The following is an 18659-nucleotide window of genomic DNA, read 5'->3' as shown; positions in this document are numbered from 1 at the left end:
GCACATTTTCCCCTTCCTTTTTATGCACCTAACTTCTACTTTCTACCAGCGCTTGCTTCCGGGAGCCGCTTTGGTATGCCTAGCCGTGGCGCCTACCCTGGCGCAGGATGTAGCTGGCCGTGTGAGCGGCCAGATTCGTGATGCCAGCGGCCAGCCGCTTCCCGGCGCTACCGTCGTACTTCAGCCGTCGGGTAAAAACACGGCCACCGATGCCCAAGGCCAGTTTGAGCTGACGGGCGTACCGGCGGGCACTTACACGCTCACGGCTACTTTTCTGGGTTACCGCGCCGCCACCCAAACAGTTACTCTGGATGGTACCCAGGCAGTGGTAATGAATGCCACGCTGGCCGCCGACGCCCTGAATCTGAACGATGTAGTGGTGACGGGTACTTTCAATCCCCAAACCAAGCTGGAAAGCTCGGTAGCCGTGACTACGCTTACTAATCTTCAGATTCAAAACCGCGTGTCGCGCGGCACCGCCGACCTGCTCATGGCCGTACCCGGCTTTCGGGTGAACTCCGATGGTGGCGAGGCGGCCAACAGCGTGTCGCCGCGGGGCCTACCTTCCAATGCAGAGGCGGGTTTTGGCTTTTTACAATTGATGGAGGATGGTTTGCCCATTCTAGAAGCTGGCTCGCTAACATTTGCCAAAACCGACATCCACTTCCGGGTCGATGAAACCATTGACCGGCTAGAAGTAGTGCGAGGTGGCTCGGCAGGCATTTTTGCCAATAACGCACCGGGTGGTATCGTCAACTTCCTGAGCAAGACCGGTACCGGAGACAAAATTGGTGGCATCGTGCGCCTTACCGGCGGCGACCAGGGCTTCTACTCCGACCGCTCGGGGCTGGCCCAGCTTGGCGGCCTGCAACGCTTGGATGCGAATGTAGGCGGCCCTATTGCCGGCACGCCTTTCAAGTTCAACATCGGAGGATTTTACCGCTACGATGTAGGCGTGAAGTACGCGGGCTTCCCGGCCAACGTAGGCGGCGGGGTAAAAGCCAACGTGACCTACAACCTGAAAAACGGCTACGTGCGGCTTTACGGGAAGTATTTAAATGATAAAGTAGCCTACTACACCAGCATTCCTTACCAAAACCTCAACGACCCGCAGCGCATCACCGGCGGCCCCGATTTGCGTCGCGGTACGATGTATTCGGAGTATCAGCGCCGCACCAGCATCCCAAATCCATTCAACAACGGCGCTGGTCGCCTCGAGCGTGACTTGGCGAATGGCCAGCACACACGTTACAAGGCCATTAGCTCGGAAGTATTCTTTGATCTGGGCAACGGCTTCACACTCACCGACAACGCCCGCCTGCTCGACGCAAACCTGAGCACGGATGGCGTGTACGACATCCAGCCGCCGGTGCTGGGCACTTCCTTCGCGGCCCAATACCGCGGCTTGGCTCCTTTTGGAGTGCAGGTAAACTCGCCGCGCTTCTCCTACGCCGACGACCCTACCAATACGTCCATCGACATTGCCAGTTTGAACGGCAACGGCCTGGTTAACATCGCCGGCATTTTCCCCGACGATAAGCCCGCCACTAACGCCATAAATAATCTGCGCTTGCAGAAAACGGCCGGGCAGCATCAGCTCACCGCTGGTTTCTACGCCAGCCGCTACACCATTAAGGAGCGCCTGAGCTACAACCTAGTGGTGCAGGAAGTAGCCGACCGGCCCCGTTTGCTGAACCTGAGCTTTCCCACGGCCGGGCCGCTATTTGGCGGTCAGCCTATTGAAGTGACCAACAATGGCTTCCTGTTTTACAGCTTCGCCGATGGCATTCTGTTCAACTCCACCAACACTACCCAAGTGTTGAGCTACTACGCTGGCGACGAGTGGAAGATCAATGACAAGCTCAGACTGGATGGCGGCCTGCGCCTCGAAACTACCCATGCCGATGGTAGCTCTCCTAAAACCGCTATTCTTAACAACGCGGATACTCGCTTCACGCCTTTCCTGGGTGCCCCTTCGGCCGCAAATCGCTTTGGTGGTTCCAACGGCGGCCTGGATGGGCAGTATCGCACCTTCTACGACAACCGTTTTTTGCAGAATACAAGTGAGCTGCGCGAGTGGAGCTTTCGCTTCAGCACGCTGAATTACTCGCTGGGGGGCAATTATAAGTTCTCCGACCAGCTAGCCACGTTTGCCCGCTTTAGCAACTCCGGCGTAGCGCCCTCCAACGACCAGTTTGCCTACGGCTCTGACCCCAGCGACGCGACCGGCAACAGCACCTTGCGTGGTGGCGTACAGCGCGTCGTTCAGGCCGAGGCAGGTGTGAAAGTGGCCGCTAACAAAGTAAGCTTGTCCGTAGTGCCCTTCTACAGCGAAAACAACAACATCCCCTTCACCATCCAGCTTTCCAACCCCGATGGCGGCTTTACGCTCACTCAGGATCGGGGCAAAGTAAATAACCTGGGCGTAGAGTTGGAGGGCACCTACTCACCTGTCGTCGGCCTGACCTTGCGCGGTATTGGCACGGTGCAGCGCCCCCGCTTTGTCGATTTCAACTTCGTTGACAACAAGGGTACAAGCGCGAATCTTACCGATGATGAGGTCATCAACTTCGAAGGCAACCGCTTAGAAGACACGCCAGATTTGCTGCTGGAGGGCGGCGCGGACTATTCGTTTAAGGGCTTCGATGTATTTGCTAATTACCGCTGGTTTGGCGAGCGGTACGCCAACAAGCGCAACACCATTCAACTGCCTTCTTACGGTGTATTATTTGCCGGCCTAGGCTACAACTTTGGGGGCACTCTGCAAGGCGTACAGCTGCGCGTTCAAGCATCCAACCTCCTGAATACCTTAGGCTTCGGCGATGCGGCAGCCCGCAATGGCGAAAACCTCTCCAAAGAGCTGCTGGAAACGGTAGAAGCCAACGGCCGCACCCGCGCCGAAAATAGCTACAATCTGGTTCGCCCCATCCTGCCCCGAAATATCACGGCTAGTGTAGGATATGTTTTTTAAATAAAGAAACTGACTCGCCATAAAAATGCCCCCAGACGAATCTGGGGGGCATTTTTTATGGCGAAAGCTTTGCTGCAGCTTATCTAATAATCGGGGCACGCTTGAACTCTTTTTCCCGGTCGAAGAGGTACCGGAATGTGGCGTGCGTGCGCCAGATTCGGCCGCCGATTTGCTCGGCTACAGCCATCATGCGTGGATTGAAGTCACCTATCCAGTTCATCACAAAGTCTTCGTACTGCACTTTGCTGCGGTCCTGCACTACTTTGGCCACGGCCAGCACCATCGCGGCCTCTACGCCGCGGCGCTGATGGGCGGGGGCAATACCAAAGGCGATGCCAGTGAGCGTGCGCACCGAGCCGCGCCAGCGGTGGTAGGCGAATTTGAGCTTGCCCCACCAATTCAGGTTGCCGTTTACGTGCTGAAAAAGCTCATTCAATTCAGGCAAAGCAATAAAAAAGCCCACTGGCTGGCCTTCGTAATACGCAAACCAACAACCTTTTTCATCAATTACAGGGCGCAACTTATTCATAATGCTGCGCGACTGCTCGGGACGCATTTCTTTCACGCCATCGTGCTTCACCCACGCCTGGTTGTACACGATTCGAAAGTCCTCGGCGTACTTCTCTAGCTCTTTTAACCGAAGATGCTCAAAGCTATACTTTGAGTTATGCAGCAGCATTCGCTGGGCCTTTTCCTGATATTCTGGCGTGAGCGGATCGCCTACCTTTCGGAAATATGTAAACTGCTCGAAATACACCTGAAAGCCGTAGGTCTCCAATAGGCGACGATAGTACGGCGGATTATAGTTCTGCCCGTAGAGCGGCGCGCCAAAATTATCGATGAGCAGGCCCCACCACTGGTCACGGTCGCCGAAGTTGATGGGGCCGTCCATGGCTTCCATGCCCCGCTCAGCGAGCCAGGTGCGGCAGGCATCGAATAGCGTGTTGGCCGCCGTCTGATCGTCAATGCACTCAAAAAAGCCCATGCCGCCGGTGGGCTGCTCGAAAGTCTTGGCCGTGCGCTTATTGATAAAGGCCGCTACGCGCCCAACAGTCTGGCCCTGAGCATCCTGTAACAGCCAGCGCGTAAGCTCGCCGGCCCGGAAATACTTGTTTTTCTTGGTGTCAAATACCTGTTCAATATCCTTGTCGAGGGGGCGAATGTAGTTGGGGTCGGAGCGGTAGAGGCGCACCGGAAACTCCCGAAACTCGCGGGCGTGCTCGGGCGTCGAAACTTCAATGAGGTGTAGCGGAGCAGTCAAGGAGTTAGAAATTGAAGTGAGGAGCTACTTTTGGAATAGCACGAAGGTGTCAAATTTAGCTCCTCCGGGCAACATTGTTTCGGAAGAGCCAATATCACAATTTGTTTCCTACTCGAACTCAAGCGTAAAAAGCCATTCATCCGTAGAGACCTACTTTATTATAACTCCCGTTGCATTCACCACGGATTATCCTACGTTTTCGCTTCGCCATGAAATTTCGGCTTCTGCTCCTTGGCTTATTGTGCCTGCTACCCATGAGGCTGGCGCTGGCTCAAACGTCAGTAGCTGCTCCTGATTCAGCCGAGGCTCCAGCGTCTAACCCGCTCACATTCTACGGGTTCATAGACGCATATTATGGCTACGATTTTCCTCAACCACCTACCTCCGACCGACCTTCTTTTCTTTACTCACACGACCGGCAAAATGAGTTTGCAGTAAATAACGCCCTGCTCGGCATGCGCTTCCAAAACCTTCAGGTTCGGGGGGCAATTGGCTTGCACGCGGGCACGTATGTACCGGCCAACTACGCCGCCGAAGATCCTGTGCTCAGGCATATCTACGAGGCCTACGCCGGATTTCGGCCTTTTGACCGCGCCTGGATTGACGCCGGGATTTTTACGTCGCACCTGGGCTTCGAATCGGCCGTGAGCAAGGATAACTGGACGCTGACCCGCTCGCTTATGGCCGAAAACTCACCTTACTATGAGGCCGGCGTGCGTTTCACTTACGAATTTGCCCCCCAGCTTACGCTCACCGGCCTGGTGCTCAACGGGTGGCAGAACATCCGCGAAAACAACCGTAGCAAAGCGTTAGGCACTCAGGTTCAGTGGCAAATTACCGATAAGCTATTGCTGAATTCTAGCGCCTTTTTTGGCAATGAGCAGCCTACCGACTCCGTGCGCCGTCCTCGTTTCTTCCATGATTTTTACCTACGTTACACTCCTACTTCACAAGTTAGCTTAGCGGTCGTTTTTGATGTGGGCAAACAGAAAAAAGCCCCCCAGCGCACCGGCCGCGACACCTGGCACACGGCGGCGCTGCTGGCGCGCTACGAACTCAACGAAGCCTGGGCCGTGGGTGCCCGAGCCGAATACTATGCCGCCGCTCACGGAGTTATTATTGCGTCCAGCGCGCCGGCTCCCACTGATCCTGATATTCTGGTGGCTGGGGGCTCACTCAATCTGGATTATGCGCCCAGCCCTCAGGTGCTGGTTCGGTTGGAAGGCCGCACGCTCCACGCCGCCGATCCAACCTTTTCGCGCTCCTCCAAACGCCTGGTCAGCGGGTATGCGAATCTGACTTCCTCCATTGCCATTTCCTTTTAGCTGGGCGGTTGCAAGCGTGCGAAGTGCTTGGGTGCGCAGTTACACCAAAGCCAACATAGATTCTTTTCGAACGAATTGGAAGAAAGTAGATAGGTGAAGCAAAATATTTCTGCGTCGGGTAAATCCGGTTGGTATAGCTGAGGCGTAAATGCTATCAACTTCAAAAACCCACCTTCAATTCATCCTAAAGAATGAAACGCAAAACGCTTTCTATCGCCCTCATTTGCCTGCTTGGTGCCGCAACTGTACAATCGGCTCACGCCCAAGCTCAGATGACTATGGCCAACGTAATGGTAGGCGGTCAGGCTATGCTTCCCAGCAAAAACATTGTTGCAAACGCTCTAAATTCTGCCGATCACACCACGCTCGTAGCCGCTGTAAAAGCTGCCGGATTGGTTGAAACGCTGCAAGGCAAAGGTCCTTTCACGGTGTTTGCCCCGGTGAATGATGCCTTCGAAAACCTCCCCGCCGGTACTGTTGAAACTCTGCTGAAGCCAGAGAACAAAGCTCAGCTAAGCAAGGTACTGACCTACCACGTGGTAGCCGGCAACATGACCGCCGACAAAATAATGGCGGCTATCAAGGCGGGCAAAGGCACCGCGACGCTCAAAACGGTAAGCGGTGGCACGTTGAAAGCCACGATGAATGGTCCCAAGAACGTAGTCCTGATGGACGAATCGGGCAATACGTCCACCATCTCTACCTACGATGTGATGCAAAGCAATGGCGTAATTCACGTCATCGACAAAGTGATGCTGCCCAAGTAAGCTTCTATTGCATTGCACTGATTTACAGCAAATAAAAAGGGCCTTTCCATATGCGGAAAGGCCCTTTTTATTTGTCAAAATTCCGCTGCGCGTACGCTCAGTCTGTGTAGTAGAACCTATCGTTTGAAGTACACGGTGAAGCTAGAGCCTACGCCTACTTCACTTTCTACCTCAATTTTGCCCCCCACATTCTCTACCATCTTCTTAACCATGTACAGACCAATACCGCTGCCATCGACGTGGTCGTGAAGGCGTTGAAACATGCCAAAGAGTCGTTTTTCATTATTGGCCAGGTTAAAACCCAAGCCATTATCCTGCACGGTGAGCACCGCGTAGCCATCCGCTTCGCGGCAGTGCAGTCGCACATGCGGTGCCCGCTCCGGCGAACGATATTTAATAGAATTGCTGAGTAGGTTATAGATGACGCTACGCAGGTTTTTTTCGGCAAAGGAGACGGCCGGACAATTGGCCACATTTACCTCCAAAATGCCCCCCGCCTCGCGCAGCATCGGCTCCAGATCCAGCCGCACATCCTCAATAATGGGCTCCAGCTCCACAAGCCCCAGGGGCTGCACCTGTTCTTTTTGCAGCTTGGTTACCTCCGTCAGGTGTTCGATGGTGCGCTTAAATCGCTCCACCGAGTCCTGCATCATGGCCATGATGGGCTGCACCTGGTCAGCCTGCTGACTGTCAGAAGCACCATTCGGTATTTCTACCAGCAAGGCCTGCAACAATCCTTCGATATTGCTGATGGGCGCTTTTAAGTCGTGGGAAGCTGTGTAGATGAAGTTGTCCAGATCCACGTTGGCACGCGTCAGCTGGTCGTTATTTTCGTGCAACTGGCGCTGGGCCTGATCGATGCGCTCCAGTGCCAGCTTGTGCTCGTGAATATCAGTGAAAGTGCCAATCCACTGCATAATTTCCCCTCGCTCATTGTAGGAAGGTAGCGCCCGGCCCAGCATCCAGCGGTAATTATCGGCGCCGTCGCGGAAGCGGTATTCAATCTCAAATGCCTCTCCGGTGCGCAAGCAGTGCTGCCATCGCGCCCCTGCCGGGCCCGCATCATCCGGATGCAAGCGGGTTTCAAATCCCTCATTCAAGTTGAGTTGAATGGGCTTACCAATAAAATCAAACCAGCGTCGGTTGAGGTAGGTGTTTTTGCCCTCAACATTAGCCGTCCAGGCAATCTGCGGAATCCCTTCCAGCATCCGGTTTGCTTCGGCGGCAGCTTGCTCCATTACGAGGCGGGCGGCTTCCTGCCGCTTCAGCTCTTCATTTTTGCGGTCAATTACCTCGTTTTGCTCAGCTACCTGCGCCCGGATGGCTTTTATTTCCCGCTGCGCCGACAGGTTGGTTACAATCACGGCCAGGGCTGGCGCATCGTTGAATTCCAGCACGTTCATCGACAAAGAGAAGGGCGCCAGCACGCCAGCCTGAGTTTGTAGGGGCAGCTCGCCCTTGCTTTTGCCCGCCCAACCCGCTACCAGCAAAGCATCCCAATAGGCGCGAAAGTCAGCGGGGACAAAGTCGTTAAAAAAGCCCCCCATCAACTCCTCCAGTGCGCAATCGAGCAACCGGGCCAGACTGGCGTTGCAATAGAGAATCATGGCATCCTGGCTGAGCAGCAGCGCGCCTTCACTCATCTGCTCAATCAAGGTTCGGTAAACCTGGTCGGCGCCTTGCAGGGTGTAAATACGCGGGCCATCGGTTCCCTGCACCGCCAGCGCATCTACCGACCCCGACCGGATAGCGGAAATGAGTTCCTCAGCTTCCTGTAGCTGATAACGCAGTTCCTCGTTTTCACGGGCTAAGTCAGTCGATATGGGCGGCAGAGGTTCAGCCATTCGTGCTGTTGCTGTCAGATGGTAGTGTCAGCCCCAGCGCGGCCAGCACTCGTTCCCGATTTGAGAGGTCGCCCACCAGCCGACGAATCAGGCCAGGGCGCTTTTTAACTAAGGTAGGTACGCCAATAAGCTGCTCTTGCTGGGCTAGCTCGGGCTGCTGGTAGATATCAACGATAATTAACTCGTATCGGCCTTGCAGATACAACTCACAGATTTCCTTGATATTACGCACCGCCCGCGTCGAATTAGGAGTAGCTCCGGTAATATACAGATGCAATACGTACTCGGCCGCTTCCGGCTCTAGTTCCAAACTTCCTTCTGCCTCCATTCTATCGGGTTAGTTTGCTTTCTATAGGCCGGATGTCAAGGCCCACCAACACGCGCTCTTCGTTAGAAAGGTCACCAATAATTTTGCGAATAGGCACGGGCACTTTCCGCACCAGCGTAGGAATAGCTAGTATCTGGTCGCCCTCGGCTAACTGTGGATGTTGCAGCAAGTCGATTACCTCTAATTTATAGCGCCCCAGCAAGTGCTGTTCGCAGTACTTTTTCAGGTTGGCTATGGCAGCCACCGATTTGGGAGTCTGACCGGCCACGTATAGTCGCAACTCCCAATACTCCTTATCCATGTCCTCAGTCGTCGTGTCCGGGTTCGTGTCCATTACAGGATAAGAGGATTATTGATTATTTGATTTGGTATTGTGGTCCGGAGCTCGCCGACCCGACATTTCACTGACTGCGGCTGTTCTGCCTTCGGTGAAAGTCTGGTGACGGGTTAGCTCCTCACTATTAATTTGCCGCAGCTCTTCTTCGACTGATTCAAACTCCGTGCGCAAATTAGCAATTGTAGCTTCCAACACCCGACGCCGACGCTCCAACTCCCGGTCTTTGCGCTCCAGTTCCTGGCGGTATGCCAGTTCTTGGGCCTGCTCCTGAAGCTGTTGGGTAAGGCGGCTAGCCCCAGTTACAATGCCTGTTGGCCCGATTACAACGTCGAGGAGCTGAATTCCGTGGTCGGTAACCACGAACTCGCGCACCTGATTGGAGTGCGACATGCCCCGCGATTTCAGAATGCTAAGGCCGCGGTTGCGCTCCCCTACGCCTTCCAGATCCCGCACACTAATCCACGTATCGACTAACGACGACACGCCCTCTTCGGTCGCGTCCAGCTGGTTGGTTCGGCCGCTGATAAGAGCCGTAAACAGAGCCGTGATGTTGTTTACTTTCAGGAAGTCGATGAGGCGCGTGAGCATGCTGCGCACCTCATTAATATTACCAACGTTGATCAGATTGCTGATTGGGTCAATCACGACCGCGTCGGGCTTGAGCTCCTTCACCAGCTTATGAATAACAACCAAGTGGCGCTCCAACCCATTCAACGTGGGTCGCGATGCTTCAATGTGCAGCAATCCTTGCTCTATCCACGGAGTTAAATCCACACCAACAGAGCGCATATTCCGCACTAGCTGCTGCGGCGACTCTTCGAAGGCAAAATAAAGACAGCGCTTATTCTGGCTGGCAATCTGGTTGGCAAAAGCAGCCGCCAGCGTGGTTTTGGCCGTGCCGGCGGTGCCCGTCAGCAGGATACTGCTTCCTTGATAGAACCCTCTGCGACCAAACATCTCATCGAGAGCCGGAACGCCAGAGGAAACAATCTCATCCGACACCTCATGCTCCAGTTTGAGGGAAGTAACGGGCAGCACGGAAATGCCGTCCTCACTGATCAAATACGGATATTCATTCGTGCCGTGAGTGCTGCCGCGGTACTTTACCACGCGTAAGCGCCTAGTTGTAATCTGATCGATAACGCGGTTGTCGAGCAGAATTACACAGTCTGACACATACTCTTCCAGCCCTTGCCGGGTAAGCGTGCCATCGCCCCGCTCAGCAGTAATAATGGTGGTTACACCCTTATCCTTGAGCCAGCGGAACAACCGACGGATTTCCGACCGCAGAACGGCTTCATTAGGAAAACCACCAAATAAAGACTCAATCGTATCCAGCACGACGCGCTTGGCCCCAATAGAGTCAATAGCGTATCCCAACCGGATAAATAAGCCTTCCAGATCGTACTCGCCGGTTTCCTCAATCTCCGAGCGGTCTACGTGCACATGGTCAACACGCAGTAGTTTCTGCTCCTGAAGCGCCGGCAGATCAAAGCCTAAGGAAGTAACATTGGCCGTCAGTTCTTCGGCTGTTTCTTCAAAAGCCATCAGCACACCCGGCTCGCCGAACTCTAGCGCGCCCCTCACCAAAAACTCAATCCCCATCAGGGTTTTGCCACAGCCGGCGCTGCCACAAATCAGCGTCGGGCGGCCTTTGGGCAAGCCACCTTCCGTAATTTCATCTAAGCCCTCAATTCCGGTCGGCGCTTTGGGTAAGGTGGGTACTGCAGCAGCAGAAGATGTCTTTTTGTATTGCATGAAATCAAAAGTTTACCAGAATCGAGCGACGCTTACGAAGACTTTTTCTCAGTCCTTAAATTCGTAAAAGTGTGCCTAGAGGCTATACAATTAGCAAATACGTAATAAAGGAGGTAGTCAGAATCTACTGCCATACCTAGCAGAATTTCTTATTACTGATTGAGCAAATAATAGTTGAGTTTGGCATTACAAATAGTGCGCCTCATGCTCAAAGATGAATCTTTAAATTCAATGCGCCATTGACGAGCTGCTGATAGTTCTACTTAGCATTTGATCTATGAGGCCGTATATTCTACCAGTTTGAGTTGAATTCTCTTTTAACTCAAGTAGTAAACAGCGAAAGACGCCTTTAGATCAAGCGGTTGCCTGTACCCCAATGCACTTATCACCACGGCGTACAAAAAAGCCCCCCAATATGATGCTGGGGGGCTTCTTGTACATTATTAACTACAATTACTTATTCTGAATTGGCTCTATCGATAGCGAACCCGAAAAGAGCCTTCGGTAAAGCGAATTATTTCTCCTTGCTGAGACCAGCGGGCATCGCGCCGCAACGAAGTAGTAAACGTGCCCTCTACAACTTTCTGGATCGTATCCAGCCGGGTTATCAGCAGTTGCGTTCCTGACAGGGAATCGGCCGTGTAGCCATCAACAAGCACATCGCCGCCGACCACCACCATCAACGTAGATGGCAGTAGTGCTAGACTTGGTGCCTGAGCAACCGTGGGGAGCGGCTGCTCCGAGGGCACATTGAACCCCAGCCGCAGATACGCTTGCCTAACGCTCCCATCTCTTTGCTCCCCAAACACATAAAATTCGCCTTGCGCTTTATTGTAGACACCAGAGCCGGGCACAAGCCAAGCGGTTCCGTCTTTGTTGGCCTTAACGAAGAACTCAGGTTGAGGCTCCACCGATTCCGGCGTACATGCTCCGCCTAAAAGAATAAGACTGGCAAATACGCTATAAAGAACACGTTTCATACTCCATTCAATTTATTATTCAGGAGTAGGATTCGCAGCGCGCCTGAAAGGTTGCAAAGGTCTAAAAAACAAACAACCCCACCCGAGATGGGTGGGGTTGAAGCAGCATTTGAGCCTCCTGCCGGGATCGAACCAGCGACCTACTGATTACAAGTCAGTTGCTCTACCAGCTGAGCTAAGGAGGCGAAATGGTGGCGCAAAACTAGTGCCTTGCGACCATTTTGCAAACTATGAGCGCACAATTTTTAATTGTTTTTTCAGCGCGTCGATGCGCAGTTTGGCTTCGTCGATGCGGCCTTGGTACTCTTCGCGCAGTTGATTGGCGTTTTTAGAGCGCGCAAAGAACTCAAGGTTAGTCTGTAACGTAGCGATGTCGTTTTCCAGCTCGTTGATGTCGCGACGCAAGCCTTGCTCCTTTTTGTAAAGAGCCTGCTGCGCATCAGGACCCGATTTGAGGCGCTCAACTTGCAGTTGAAACAGCAAATCGCCCCGTTCGGCATAGGCAAGGCCCGGCACCGTGTCGAGGTATTTGCCCATCAGCGTCTGGAATTTCTCCTCCGCTCGTGGCCCACCCGAAGCAACTGAGGCGCGCCACTCTGCTACGAGTTCCCGAAAGCCCTCGATGGTTCCGGGGTTATCGGCAGTAAGGGCGGCTACGGTGTCGGCCACACGGTCGAGGTGGGCAGCTTGCTCCTGCGATACGATTTGGGCCTTGACCTCGCGCTGCTTGGCTTCCTGATTTTTGCGATCAAAGAAGGCATCACAAGCGGTGCGAAAGCGGTTCCAGACTTTATCAGACTGCTTTTCAGGCACACGACCGATCAGCTTCCACTCTTTTTGCAGACGAATAACAATTTCGCGGCCCTCCTCCCAATTAGGATTCTCAAGTGCCGCCTCGGCCTGATCGCATAGCTCCAGCTTACGCTTGAGGTTCTGGCCTTTCTCTTCGTCGAGGGCTTTAAAAAACTGATTTTTGCGCTGGAAAAAGCCCTTATAAGCCCCCCAGAACTGCTTGTTAAGCTGATCGGCTTTTTCGCGCGGCACGAGGCCGGCAGCATCCCAATCTTCTTTCAGTTTTTGTAGCTCGTCGGTTTTGCTGCGCCACTCGTTTACCCGCTCGGTCTGGAATTCACCAAACGATTTGATTTGCTCCAGCAGCGCCGTTTTACGGGTCAGGTTCTCGTTTTCCTGGGTTGAGCGCGTATCGAGGAAGCTTTTCTTGCGGTCGTGTACCTGCTCAGAAGCTTGCAGAAAGCGCTGCCAGATAGCGTCGCGCTGCTCATTAGGCACCGGACCAATGTGCTTCCACTCCTCATGAAGCTGCCGCAGCTCTTGCAACGCCTTATTAATGCTGGGCTGCTCACTGAGCGCTTCGGCACGGCGCAACAGCGCCTCTTTTGCCTCCAGGTTGCGGCGGCGGTCCAGTTCCTTCATTTCGAAGAAAAGGCCGCGGTTATTATAATAAATGTCCAGCAGCGCGTGGTAGCTGTTCCACAGTTCCTGGGCATCCTTCTGTGGCACCGGACCAGTTGACTTCCAGTCGTTTTGCAGGGTCTTGATCTTGGCTGAGCTATCCTTGGTTTCGGCTGACTCAACCAGCAGCCGCAGCTGGGCCAGCAACTCCTGCTTGTGCGCCAGGTTTTTGGCTCGCTGCTCGTCTTCGGCACGGGCGTCGCGGGCACGGCTTTCGCGGAATTCCTGCATGGCCTTCACCAACTCGGCATGACCAGCCGGACCGTGATACGTCGCTTCCGCATCGGGTGCGGCGGCCGCTTCCACCCGCTGACGATCAGCAGCTAAAGCGGTTTCGTATTGACGATAGAAATCCGTAATCTGCTTGCGGTTGCGCTGGGCATCAGGTCGATGCACCATATTCAGGAGGAATGACGCTTGCGCTGCCAAATCAAGCTGACCAAAATCGGGGCCGTGGGTTTCGGCCACTAGCTCCTCCTCTTCTTCGCCTTCGTGGGCAGTTGCTGCTTCGTGCGCGACGGCGGCTGATGCCGTAGCGGAAGTAGGCAAGGAAGCAACCACGTCAGGAGCATTTTCCAGGTCTTGGGCCGTGCGAAGCGCAATAACTGGCGCCGCTTCCGATTCCGGCTCCTCAGGGGCCGTGGTTTGCCCAGTTAAAGCCTCTGGCTCGGGCGTTATGGCTGCCTGGGGGGCTTTTTGGCTTGATAAGTCATCAGCCGCACTTCCTACGCTGGCTGGCATAGCCTCCGGCTCAGGGGTAATAGGCGCGGCAGCTTGCGTGGCCGTTTCCACACCGGGATTCTGGAGCCCATAATGTGCTTCGGCCCGGGCCAGCGGTTCAGAGATTGGCTCCTGAGTTGAGGGCGCATCGGGCGTTGCGTGGCTCGAAGTCTCTGGTGCTACCTCGGCAGCGGGTGCTTCGGCTGTGCCGGCTCCCTGGGGGGCATTTTCGATGGGTGGCGTACCTTGTGAGGGACGTTCCGTGATTTCGTCGGTGGTAGTAGAAGGTGCCGTAGCGGTTGTTTCGGCCGGGATGTTAGCCGCGGGGTCAGGCACCTCTGTGGGAAGCACAGGCTCCGCAGCAGGATCTTCCTTGGCACGAATCTCGGCCAGACGGCGCTCCAGAATGCTCATCGGCGACTCCGATGCTTCGTCGGAGTGTAGGGGGTCGGTGGTATGGTTGTCAGGTAGCATAGTTCAAAGGAAAAGGCCGGCCCCGAAAAAAAATTGGCGCGGCAGTGGGGGGCTAATTCAGGCGTGGATCTGTGGGATAGTTAGATAAAATCCGGTACCGACCGCCTTTTTCGCGCAGAATAGACTGCCAAAAGGCATCAGTAGTCAAAGTAAAGACTTTCTCGGCAGCATTGGGATGCACTATCCAAACATTTTCGCGCACCTCCTCCGCCAATTGGTCGGCCGTCCAGCCCGAATAGCCAGCGTACAGGCGCACATCTTCTTCCCCAACCTCGCCACTGAGCAGCAAGCCCAGCAGCACTTCAAAGTCGCCGCCCCAATACACATCGTGCCCCAGCGCTACAGCACCCGGCACATCGGCGCGGCGGTGAAGATAATGGAGTGTATCGGGCTGCACGGGTCCGCCCAGGCCCAGCGGCAGGCGGGCGGCGGGCAGCACATCGCCACCGGGCAGCTCCAGCACATCGCCCAGCAGCAGGTTGGTGTCCCGATTAAGCACTAAGCCAAATGAGCCCTCCTCATCGGTGTGGCGGCACAGCAGCACTACGCTGCGCTCAAAATTAGGATCGCCCAGGAAGGGCTGCGAAATTAATAGGCTTCCAGCTTTCATAGGTCAAGCTTCTTTTTAGAATACGTTAATTTAATCAGCCTAACCTTACAGACCGCTAACACTGATCTTCCGCTACAATTCTGTGGTCTGCCTCAATTACAGGTATATATTATTGGTACGTCGGGGGAATAGGCTAAGGTTCCCGGAAATAAACCGGCCGCGCAGAATACCCTAGTGCCCCCGGTGAACATTACAACGGCGCGGTGGCATATAAATGTTGAAGGTGCCTGAACAAATTTCTGAATAATTTGCGCCCGTTATCAACTGCAACCAAGCCCGAAAAGCTGGCCATATTTGAACGCAGCGCCGGCTTTTTCGCGAGCGAAATTTGCAACTGCTGCATAGGCAAGTCACTTGGTCGCTTTATGCCTGATACCCAAAAGGCCATTAACGCATTCTAAATCCGCATTTCATGACTGACCAGCAACTGGCCGACCTGCGCAAATCGTACGCTCAACACACACTCAATGAGGCTGATGTGCTGCCCGACGCCGTGCACCAGTTTCGAACCTGGCTTAATGAGGCCATCGCAGCCCACCTAGATGAGCCCACCGCCATGACGCTGGCCACTGTCGGTGCGGACGGCCAGCCTACCACGCGCGTAGTGCTCCTCAAAGGCCTCCCCGACGACGTTGGGTTTCTGTTTTACACCAATTACGACAGTCGCAAAGGGCACGAATTAGCCGCCCACCCACAGGCGGCGCTTAACTTTTTCTGGCCTGGCTTAGAGCGCCAAGTGCGAGTGGAAGGACGCGTCGAAAAAGCTCCCCAGGAGCTATCGGACCAGTATTTTCAGAGCCGGCCGCGTGAAAGTCAGGTGGGTGCCTGGGCTTCCCCGCAAAGTCAGGTAATAGAGAGCCGGGAGGAATTGGAGCAGCGAGAGCGTGAAATAGAGCAGCGCTTTACAAATGAAAACCCGTTGCCGCGCCCGCCACATTGGGGGGGCTTTATACTGCGCCCACACCGCGTGGAGTTCTGGCAGGGCCGCCCCAGCCGCCTCCACGACCGCATTTTGTACGAGCGGGTTGGCAACGAGTGGAAGCGCAGCCGTTTGGCTCCCTGAGTGAGCATCATACCAAGTAAAATTAGCCGGTCAAACCGCGCCTACTACCCTTACGCATCCATATTTATCCTTTCCGAGTGGCTGAAATTCAACCCGTGCGCGGCTGGCGTTATAATTCAGAGTTAAGTCAGCATATCGATGATTATGTGTCACCATTGTTCGATGTAGTCTCGGCCAAGCAGCGGGAGGCGCTGTACCGCAACCCGTTAAACAGCATCCATTTATCAGTGCCACGCGGTGAGGATGCCGCTACTGAAGCGGAGCGACGGTTGGCAGTGTGGAAGGCCAAGGGCGTGTTGTGCCAAGATGAGCTGCCGGGTATTTATGCCTATTATCAGTATTTCCGGTTGCCCGGCAACAGCCAGGAGTATTGCCGCAAAGGATTCATGTGCCACATCCGGGCCTATGATTGGAGTGATGAGGTAGTATTGCGCCACGAAAACACCTTGCCTGCCTCCGTAAATGACCGCGCCGAGCTGCTGGCCCGCACCGAGTTCCAAACCAGCGCCACCCACGGGCTTTACCGCGACGAAGATTTTGAGTTGGAGCGCTACCTCGACGAGGCCATGCGCGACCCGCTGTACCAAACCGAGGAAGATTACCAGGGTGCCCGCGACGTGCTGGCGGTCATTCAGGATGCGGCTATTATTCGGCGCTTTCAGGAAATTCTGGAACCCCGACAAGTAATTCTGGCTGATGGTCACCACCGCTATGAAGGCAGTCTGGCCTACCGGCAGGCACGCCTGGCCGCCGATCCGCAGGCCACGGGAAAAGAGCCCTGGAATTACCATCTGATGTACTTGACCAACTCGGCGGCCAACGACCTGCGCATTCTGCCCACTCACCGCTTGCTGCTCGAGATGCCCAACGGCCTCAGCAACGAGGAGTTCATGACCCGACTCGAACCCTATTTCACCGTTTTGCCCAAGGACGACGCCTACGATTTGCCCGAAATAATTGCGGGTAAGCCGTGGGCCTTTGGCCTGTATCTGGGGGGCAATTCTTACAAAATCCGGCTACGGCCCGAAGTGCATTCGCAACTCGCGTGGGATACTACGCCTGAAGTAAAAGCCCTGGACCTGACCGTATTGCACTACTTCGTGCTGGAGCGCGTGCTGGGTATCGTAGGGCCCGATGCGCAACGCTCGTGGCCGGGCATTGCTTACGTGCGCAACTTCACCGAGTGCCTTACCCGCGTCGACCGCGGCGAGGCGCGTGCAGCCTTCATTACCAACGAAGTAACGATGGCCGAGGTGGAGCGCGTGTGCCATAGCGGAGCCGTAATGCCCCCCAAGTCCACCTTCTTTTATCCCAAAACCATCGGTGGTTTCCTGTTCACTTCCATCCACGATGAGGAAGCCGACCACCCGTTTCAGATATGAGTGTAGTCACCAAATTAGTGCTGGCGTCCAACTCGCCGCGCCGCCGCCAGCTGCTTACCGATCTGGGCCTGAACTACGAAATCCGCCTGCAGGAGGTAGATGAAAGCTACCCGCCGCATCTGCGCCGCGCCGAGATTGCTGAATACTTAGCGGCTCACAAAGCCGCCGCTTACGCTCCCGATTTAGCCCCCCATGAGGTTGTGCTCACCGCCGATACCATTGTGTGTCTGGAAGATGATGTACTCAACAAGCCCGCCGATGAGGCCGAAGCCAAACACATGCTCACCCGCCTGCAAGGCCGCGCCCACGACGTATTTACGGGCGTCTGTTTGCTCAGCGGCAACGGCCAGCGCACCGTTTTCTCCGACCAGACCCGCGTTCATTTTCGCGCCCTCTCTCCTGCCGAAATCGAGTTTTACGTGCGCAACTTTAGCCCCCTCGACAAAGCCGGCGCTTACGGCGCCCAGGATTGGGTGGGTATGGTAGGCGTGACGCGTCTGGAAGGCTCCTATTTCAATGTAATGGGCCTGCCCGTGCATCGGGTGTGGGAAGAGCTGGCCAAACTGGGGTTGGTTTCTGTTTGATTTTCCTAAGGTGCAGGCTTACTTTGGCTGCGGCCCCTCGCCTACGCGAGCATAGGCATACGCTCCTATTTCCTGGGCTGTATGATAGGTATCGAGGCCGGAGACGCAGGCAGTGCCAGCCTCGCCCAGATTGAGCGTGCCGTCAGGGGCCAGCAACTCAGCGGGCAGATAGATTTCTTCTACTTTGCCCACGAGCAAGGTGGTTCCGGTGGCTTTTATGGGTATTTCCTCCACCAGCCGCAGCCCCATTTTTATCTGGCTTTCGCGGACGTATGGCGCCGGAAAGTTGTCCAGAAATTCAGCCCCCAGTCCGCACTTTTCAAACTCCGATTCGTCTTCCGGAAAAGGTGCCGACGTGTAGTGAGCGGCCGCCGCAAAGTCGGCGTGCACGTGGTTGATGGTGTAGCAGCCGCTGGCCTTGATGTTGTCGTAGGTGTGGCGCGCCACGCTTGTAGGGCGGGTAAAAATGCCGATGTAAGGCGGATTAGAGCCCAGATGCACCACGGAACTGTACATAGCCAGATTGGTACGGCCATCAGGCGCCGCCGTCCCGACAAGGTTAGCGGGCTTGTAGCCAGTGATGGAGTTAATCAAATTGAGACGGAAAATCTTTTCCATCGCCTCAATATCCTGGGCTTGAATGCGCTTCATGTTGTCCTTTATAAAAGTTATCGTGTTGCCTCCGTAGTGCATAATGTAAGCTAACTACAGCCACAGAATTGCCTTTAACCGCGGCAGCCATTCAAAGTTCTAGTCACCGCCAAAGTGATGGATACCATGGG

16 protein-coding genes and 1 tRNA gene are annotated in these 18659 nt (G+C 54.9%); 6 read left to right on the top strand and 11 right to left on the bottom strand.

All coding sequences use genetic code 11. From position 1 onward, the window contains the following. Nucleotides 1-22: 22 nt before the first annotated feature. Nucleotides 23-2971: a TonB-dependent receptor gene (locus H8B13_RS03795; protein WP_187309470.1), complete on the top strand. Its 2949-nt coding sequence runs from the start codon at nucleotides 23-25 to the stop codon at nucleotides 2969-2971. Nucleotides 2972-3050: 79 nt separating this feature from the next. On the opposite strand, the gene H8B13_RS03790 is transcribed toward H8B13_RS03795, so the two are convergent. Beyond that, complete coding sequence (locus H8B13_RS03790; protein ID WP_187309469.1) at nucleotides 3051-4232, bottom strand: hypothetical protein; 1182 nt, start codon at nucleotides 4230-4232, stop codon at nucleotides 3051-3053. Between the two features lie 209 nt (nucleotides 4233-4441). Between H8B13_RS03790 and H8B13_RS03785 the strand changes: the two genes are divergently transcribed. Next, entirely contained in the window at nucleotides 4442-5557 is a 1116-nt protein-coding gene (locus H8B13_RS03785) for a porin (RefSeq protein WP_187309468.1), read from the top strand. 191 nt (nucleotides 5558-5748) lie between these two features. Further along, a complete protein-coding gene (locus H8B13_RS03780; protein WP_187309467.1) occupies nucleotides 5749-6324 on the top strand; it encodes a fasciclin domain-containing protein in 576 nt (191 codons plus the stop codon). A 116-nt stretch (nucleotides 6325-6440) separates the two neighbouring features. Here the strand turns inward: H8B13_RS03780 and H8B13_RS03775 are convergent, their stop codons facing one another. From H8B13_RS03775 to H8B13_RS03735, 9 genes are all read right to left on the bottom strand, one after another. Further along, on the bottom strand, nucleotides 6441-8168 hold the full coding sequence (locus H8B13_RS03775) for a sensor histidine kinase (protein WP_187309466.1): 1728 nt from the start codon (nucleotides 8166-8168) through the stop codon (nucleotides 6441-6443). Then, entirely contained in the window at nucleotides 8161-8496 is a 336-nt protein-coding gene (locus H8B13_RS03770; protein WP_187309465.1) for a circadian clock KaiB family protein, read from the bottom strand. The genes H8B13_RS03775 and H8B13_RS03770 overlap by 8 nt, the downstream gene beginning before the upstream one ends. A gap of 1 nt (nucleotide 8497) precedes the next feature. Further along, on the bottom strand, nucleotides 8498-8830 hold the full coding sequence (locus tag H8B13_RS03765; protein WP_261990213.1) for a circadian clock KaiB family protein: 333 nt from the start codon (nucleotides 8828-8830) through the stop codon (nucleotides 8498-8500). A 15-nt stretch (nucleotides 8831-8845) separates the two neighbouring features. Continuing rightward, nucleotides 8846-10591, bottom strand: coding sequence for a circadian clock protein KaiC (gene kaiC / locus H8B13_RS03760; RefSeq protein ID WP_187309464.1), 1746 nt, complete (start codon nucleotides 10589-10591; stop codon nucleotides 8846-8848). A 473-nt stretch (nucleotides 10592-11064) separates the two neighbouring features. Next, nucleotides 11065-11571 (bottom strand): hypothetical protein, encoded by a 507-nt coding sequence (locus H8B13_RS03755; protein WP_187309463.1) that lies wholly within the window; start codon nucleotides 11569-11571, stop codon nucleotides 11065-11067. Between the two features lie 112 nt (nucleotides 11572-11683). Next, nucleotides 11684-11756 (bottom strand) — tRNA-Thr (locus H8B13_RS03750). Nucleotides 11757-11799: 43 nt separating this feature from the next. Beyond that, on the bottom strand, nucleotides 11800-14238 hold the full coding sequence (locus H8B13_RS03745) for a DUF349 domain-containing protein (protein ID WP_187309462.1): 2439 nt from the start codon (nucleotides 14236-14238) through the stop codon (nucleotides 11800-11802). 52 nt (nucleotides 14239-14290) lie between these two features. Continuing rightward, nucleotides 14291-14848, bottom strand: coding sequence for a YqgE/AlgH family protein (locus H8B13_RS03740; protein WP_187309461.1), 558 nt, complete (start codon nucleotides 14846-14848; stop codon nucleotides 14291-14293). Nucleotides 14849-15038: 190 nt separating this feature from the next. Next, nucleotides 15039-15191, bottom strand: a complete 153-nt coding sequence (locus H8B13_RS03735) for a hypothetical protein (protein ID WP_187309460.1) — start codon at nucleotides 15189-15191, stop codon at nucleotides 15039-15041. Between the two features lie 69 nt (nucleotides 15192-15260). Between H8B13_RS03735 and pdxH the strand changes: the two genes are divergently transcribed. From pdxH to H8B13_RS03720, 3 genes are all read left to right on the top strand, one after another. Then, nucleotides 15261-15911: a pyridoxamine 5'-phosphate oxidase gene (gene pdxH / locus H8B13_RS03730; protein WP_187309459.1), complete on the top strand. Its 651-nt coding sequence runs from the start codon at nucleotides 15261-15263 to the stop codon at nucleotides 15909-15911. 77 nt (nucleotides 15912-15988) lie between these two features. Next, complete coding sequence (locus H8B13_RS03725; RefSeq protein WP_187309458.1) at nucleotides 15989-17293, top strand: DUF1015 domain-containing protein; 1305 nt, start codon at nucleotides 15989-15991, stop codon at nucleotides 17291-17293. Beyond that, the gene (locus tag H8B13_RS03720; protein ID WP_187309457.1) at nucleotides 17290-17877 is read left to right on the top strand and encodes a Maf family nucleotide pyrophosphatase; all 588 of its coding nucleotides are present in this window, start codon (nucleotides 17290-17292) and stop codon (nucleotides 17875-17877) included. Before H8B13_RS03725 ends, H8B13_RS03720 begins: the two co-directional genes overlap by 4 nt. A gap of 18 nt (nucleotides 17878-17895) precedes the next feature. Here the strand turns inward: H8B13_RS03720 and H8B13_RS03715 are convergent, their stop codons facing one another. After that, the gene (locus tag H8B13_RS03715) at nucleotides 17896-18570 is read right to left on the bottom strand and encodes a flavin reductase family protein (RefSeq protein ID WP_261990212.1); all 675 of its coding nucleotides are present in this window, start codon (nucleotides 18568-18570) and stop codon (nucleotides 17896-17898) included. Nucleotides 18571-18659: the final 89 nt, after the last annotated feature.

The organism is Hymenobacter sp. BT188 (genome assembly GCF_014333585.1).
In the GTDB taxonomy this organism is placed as follows: Bacteria; Bacteroidota; Bacteroidia; order Cytophagales; family Hymenobacteraceae; genus Hymenobacter.
This window is presented reverse-complemented; position numbering and strand designations above follow the sequence as displayed.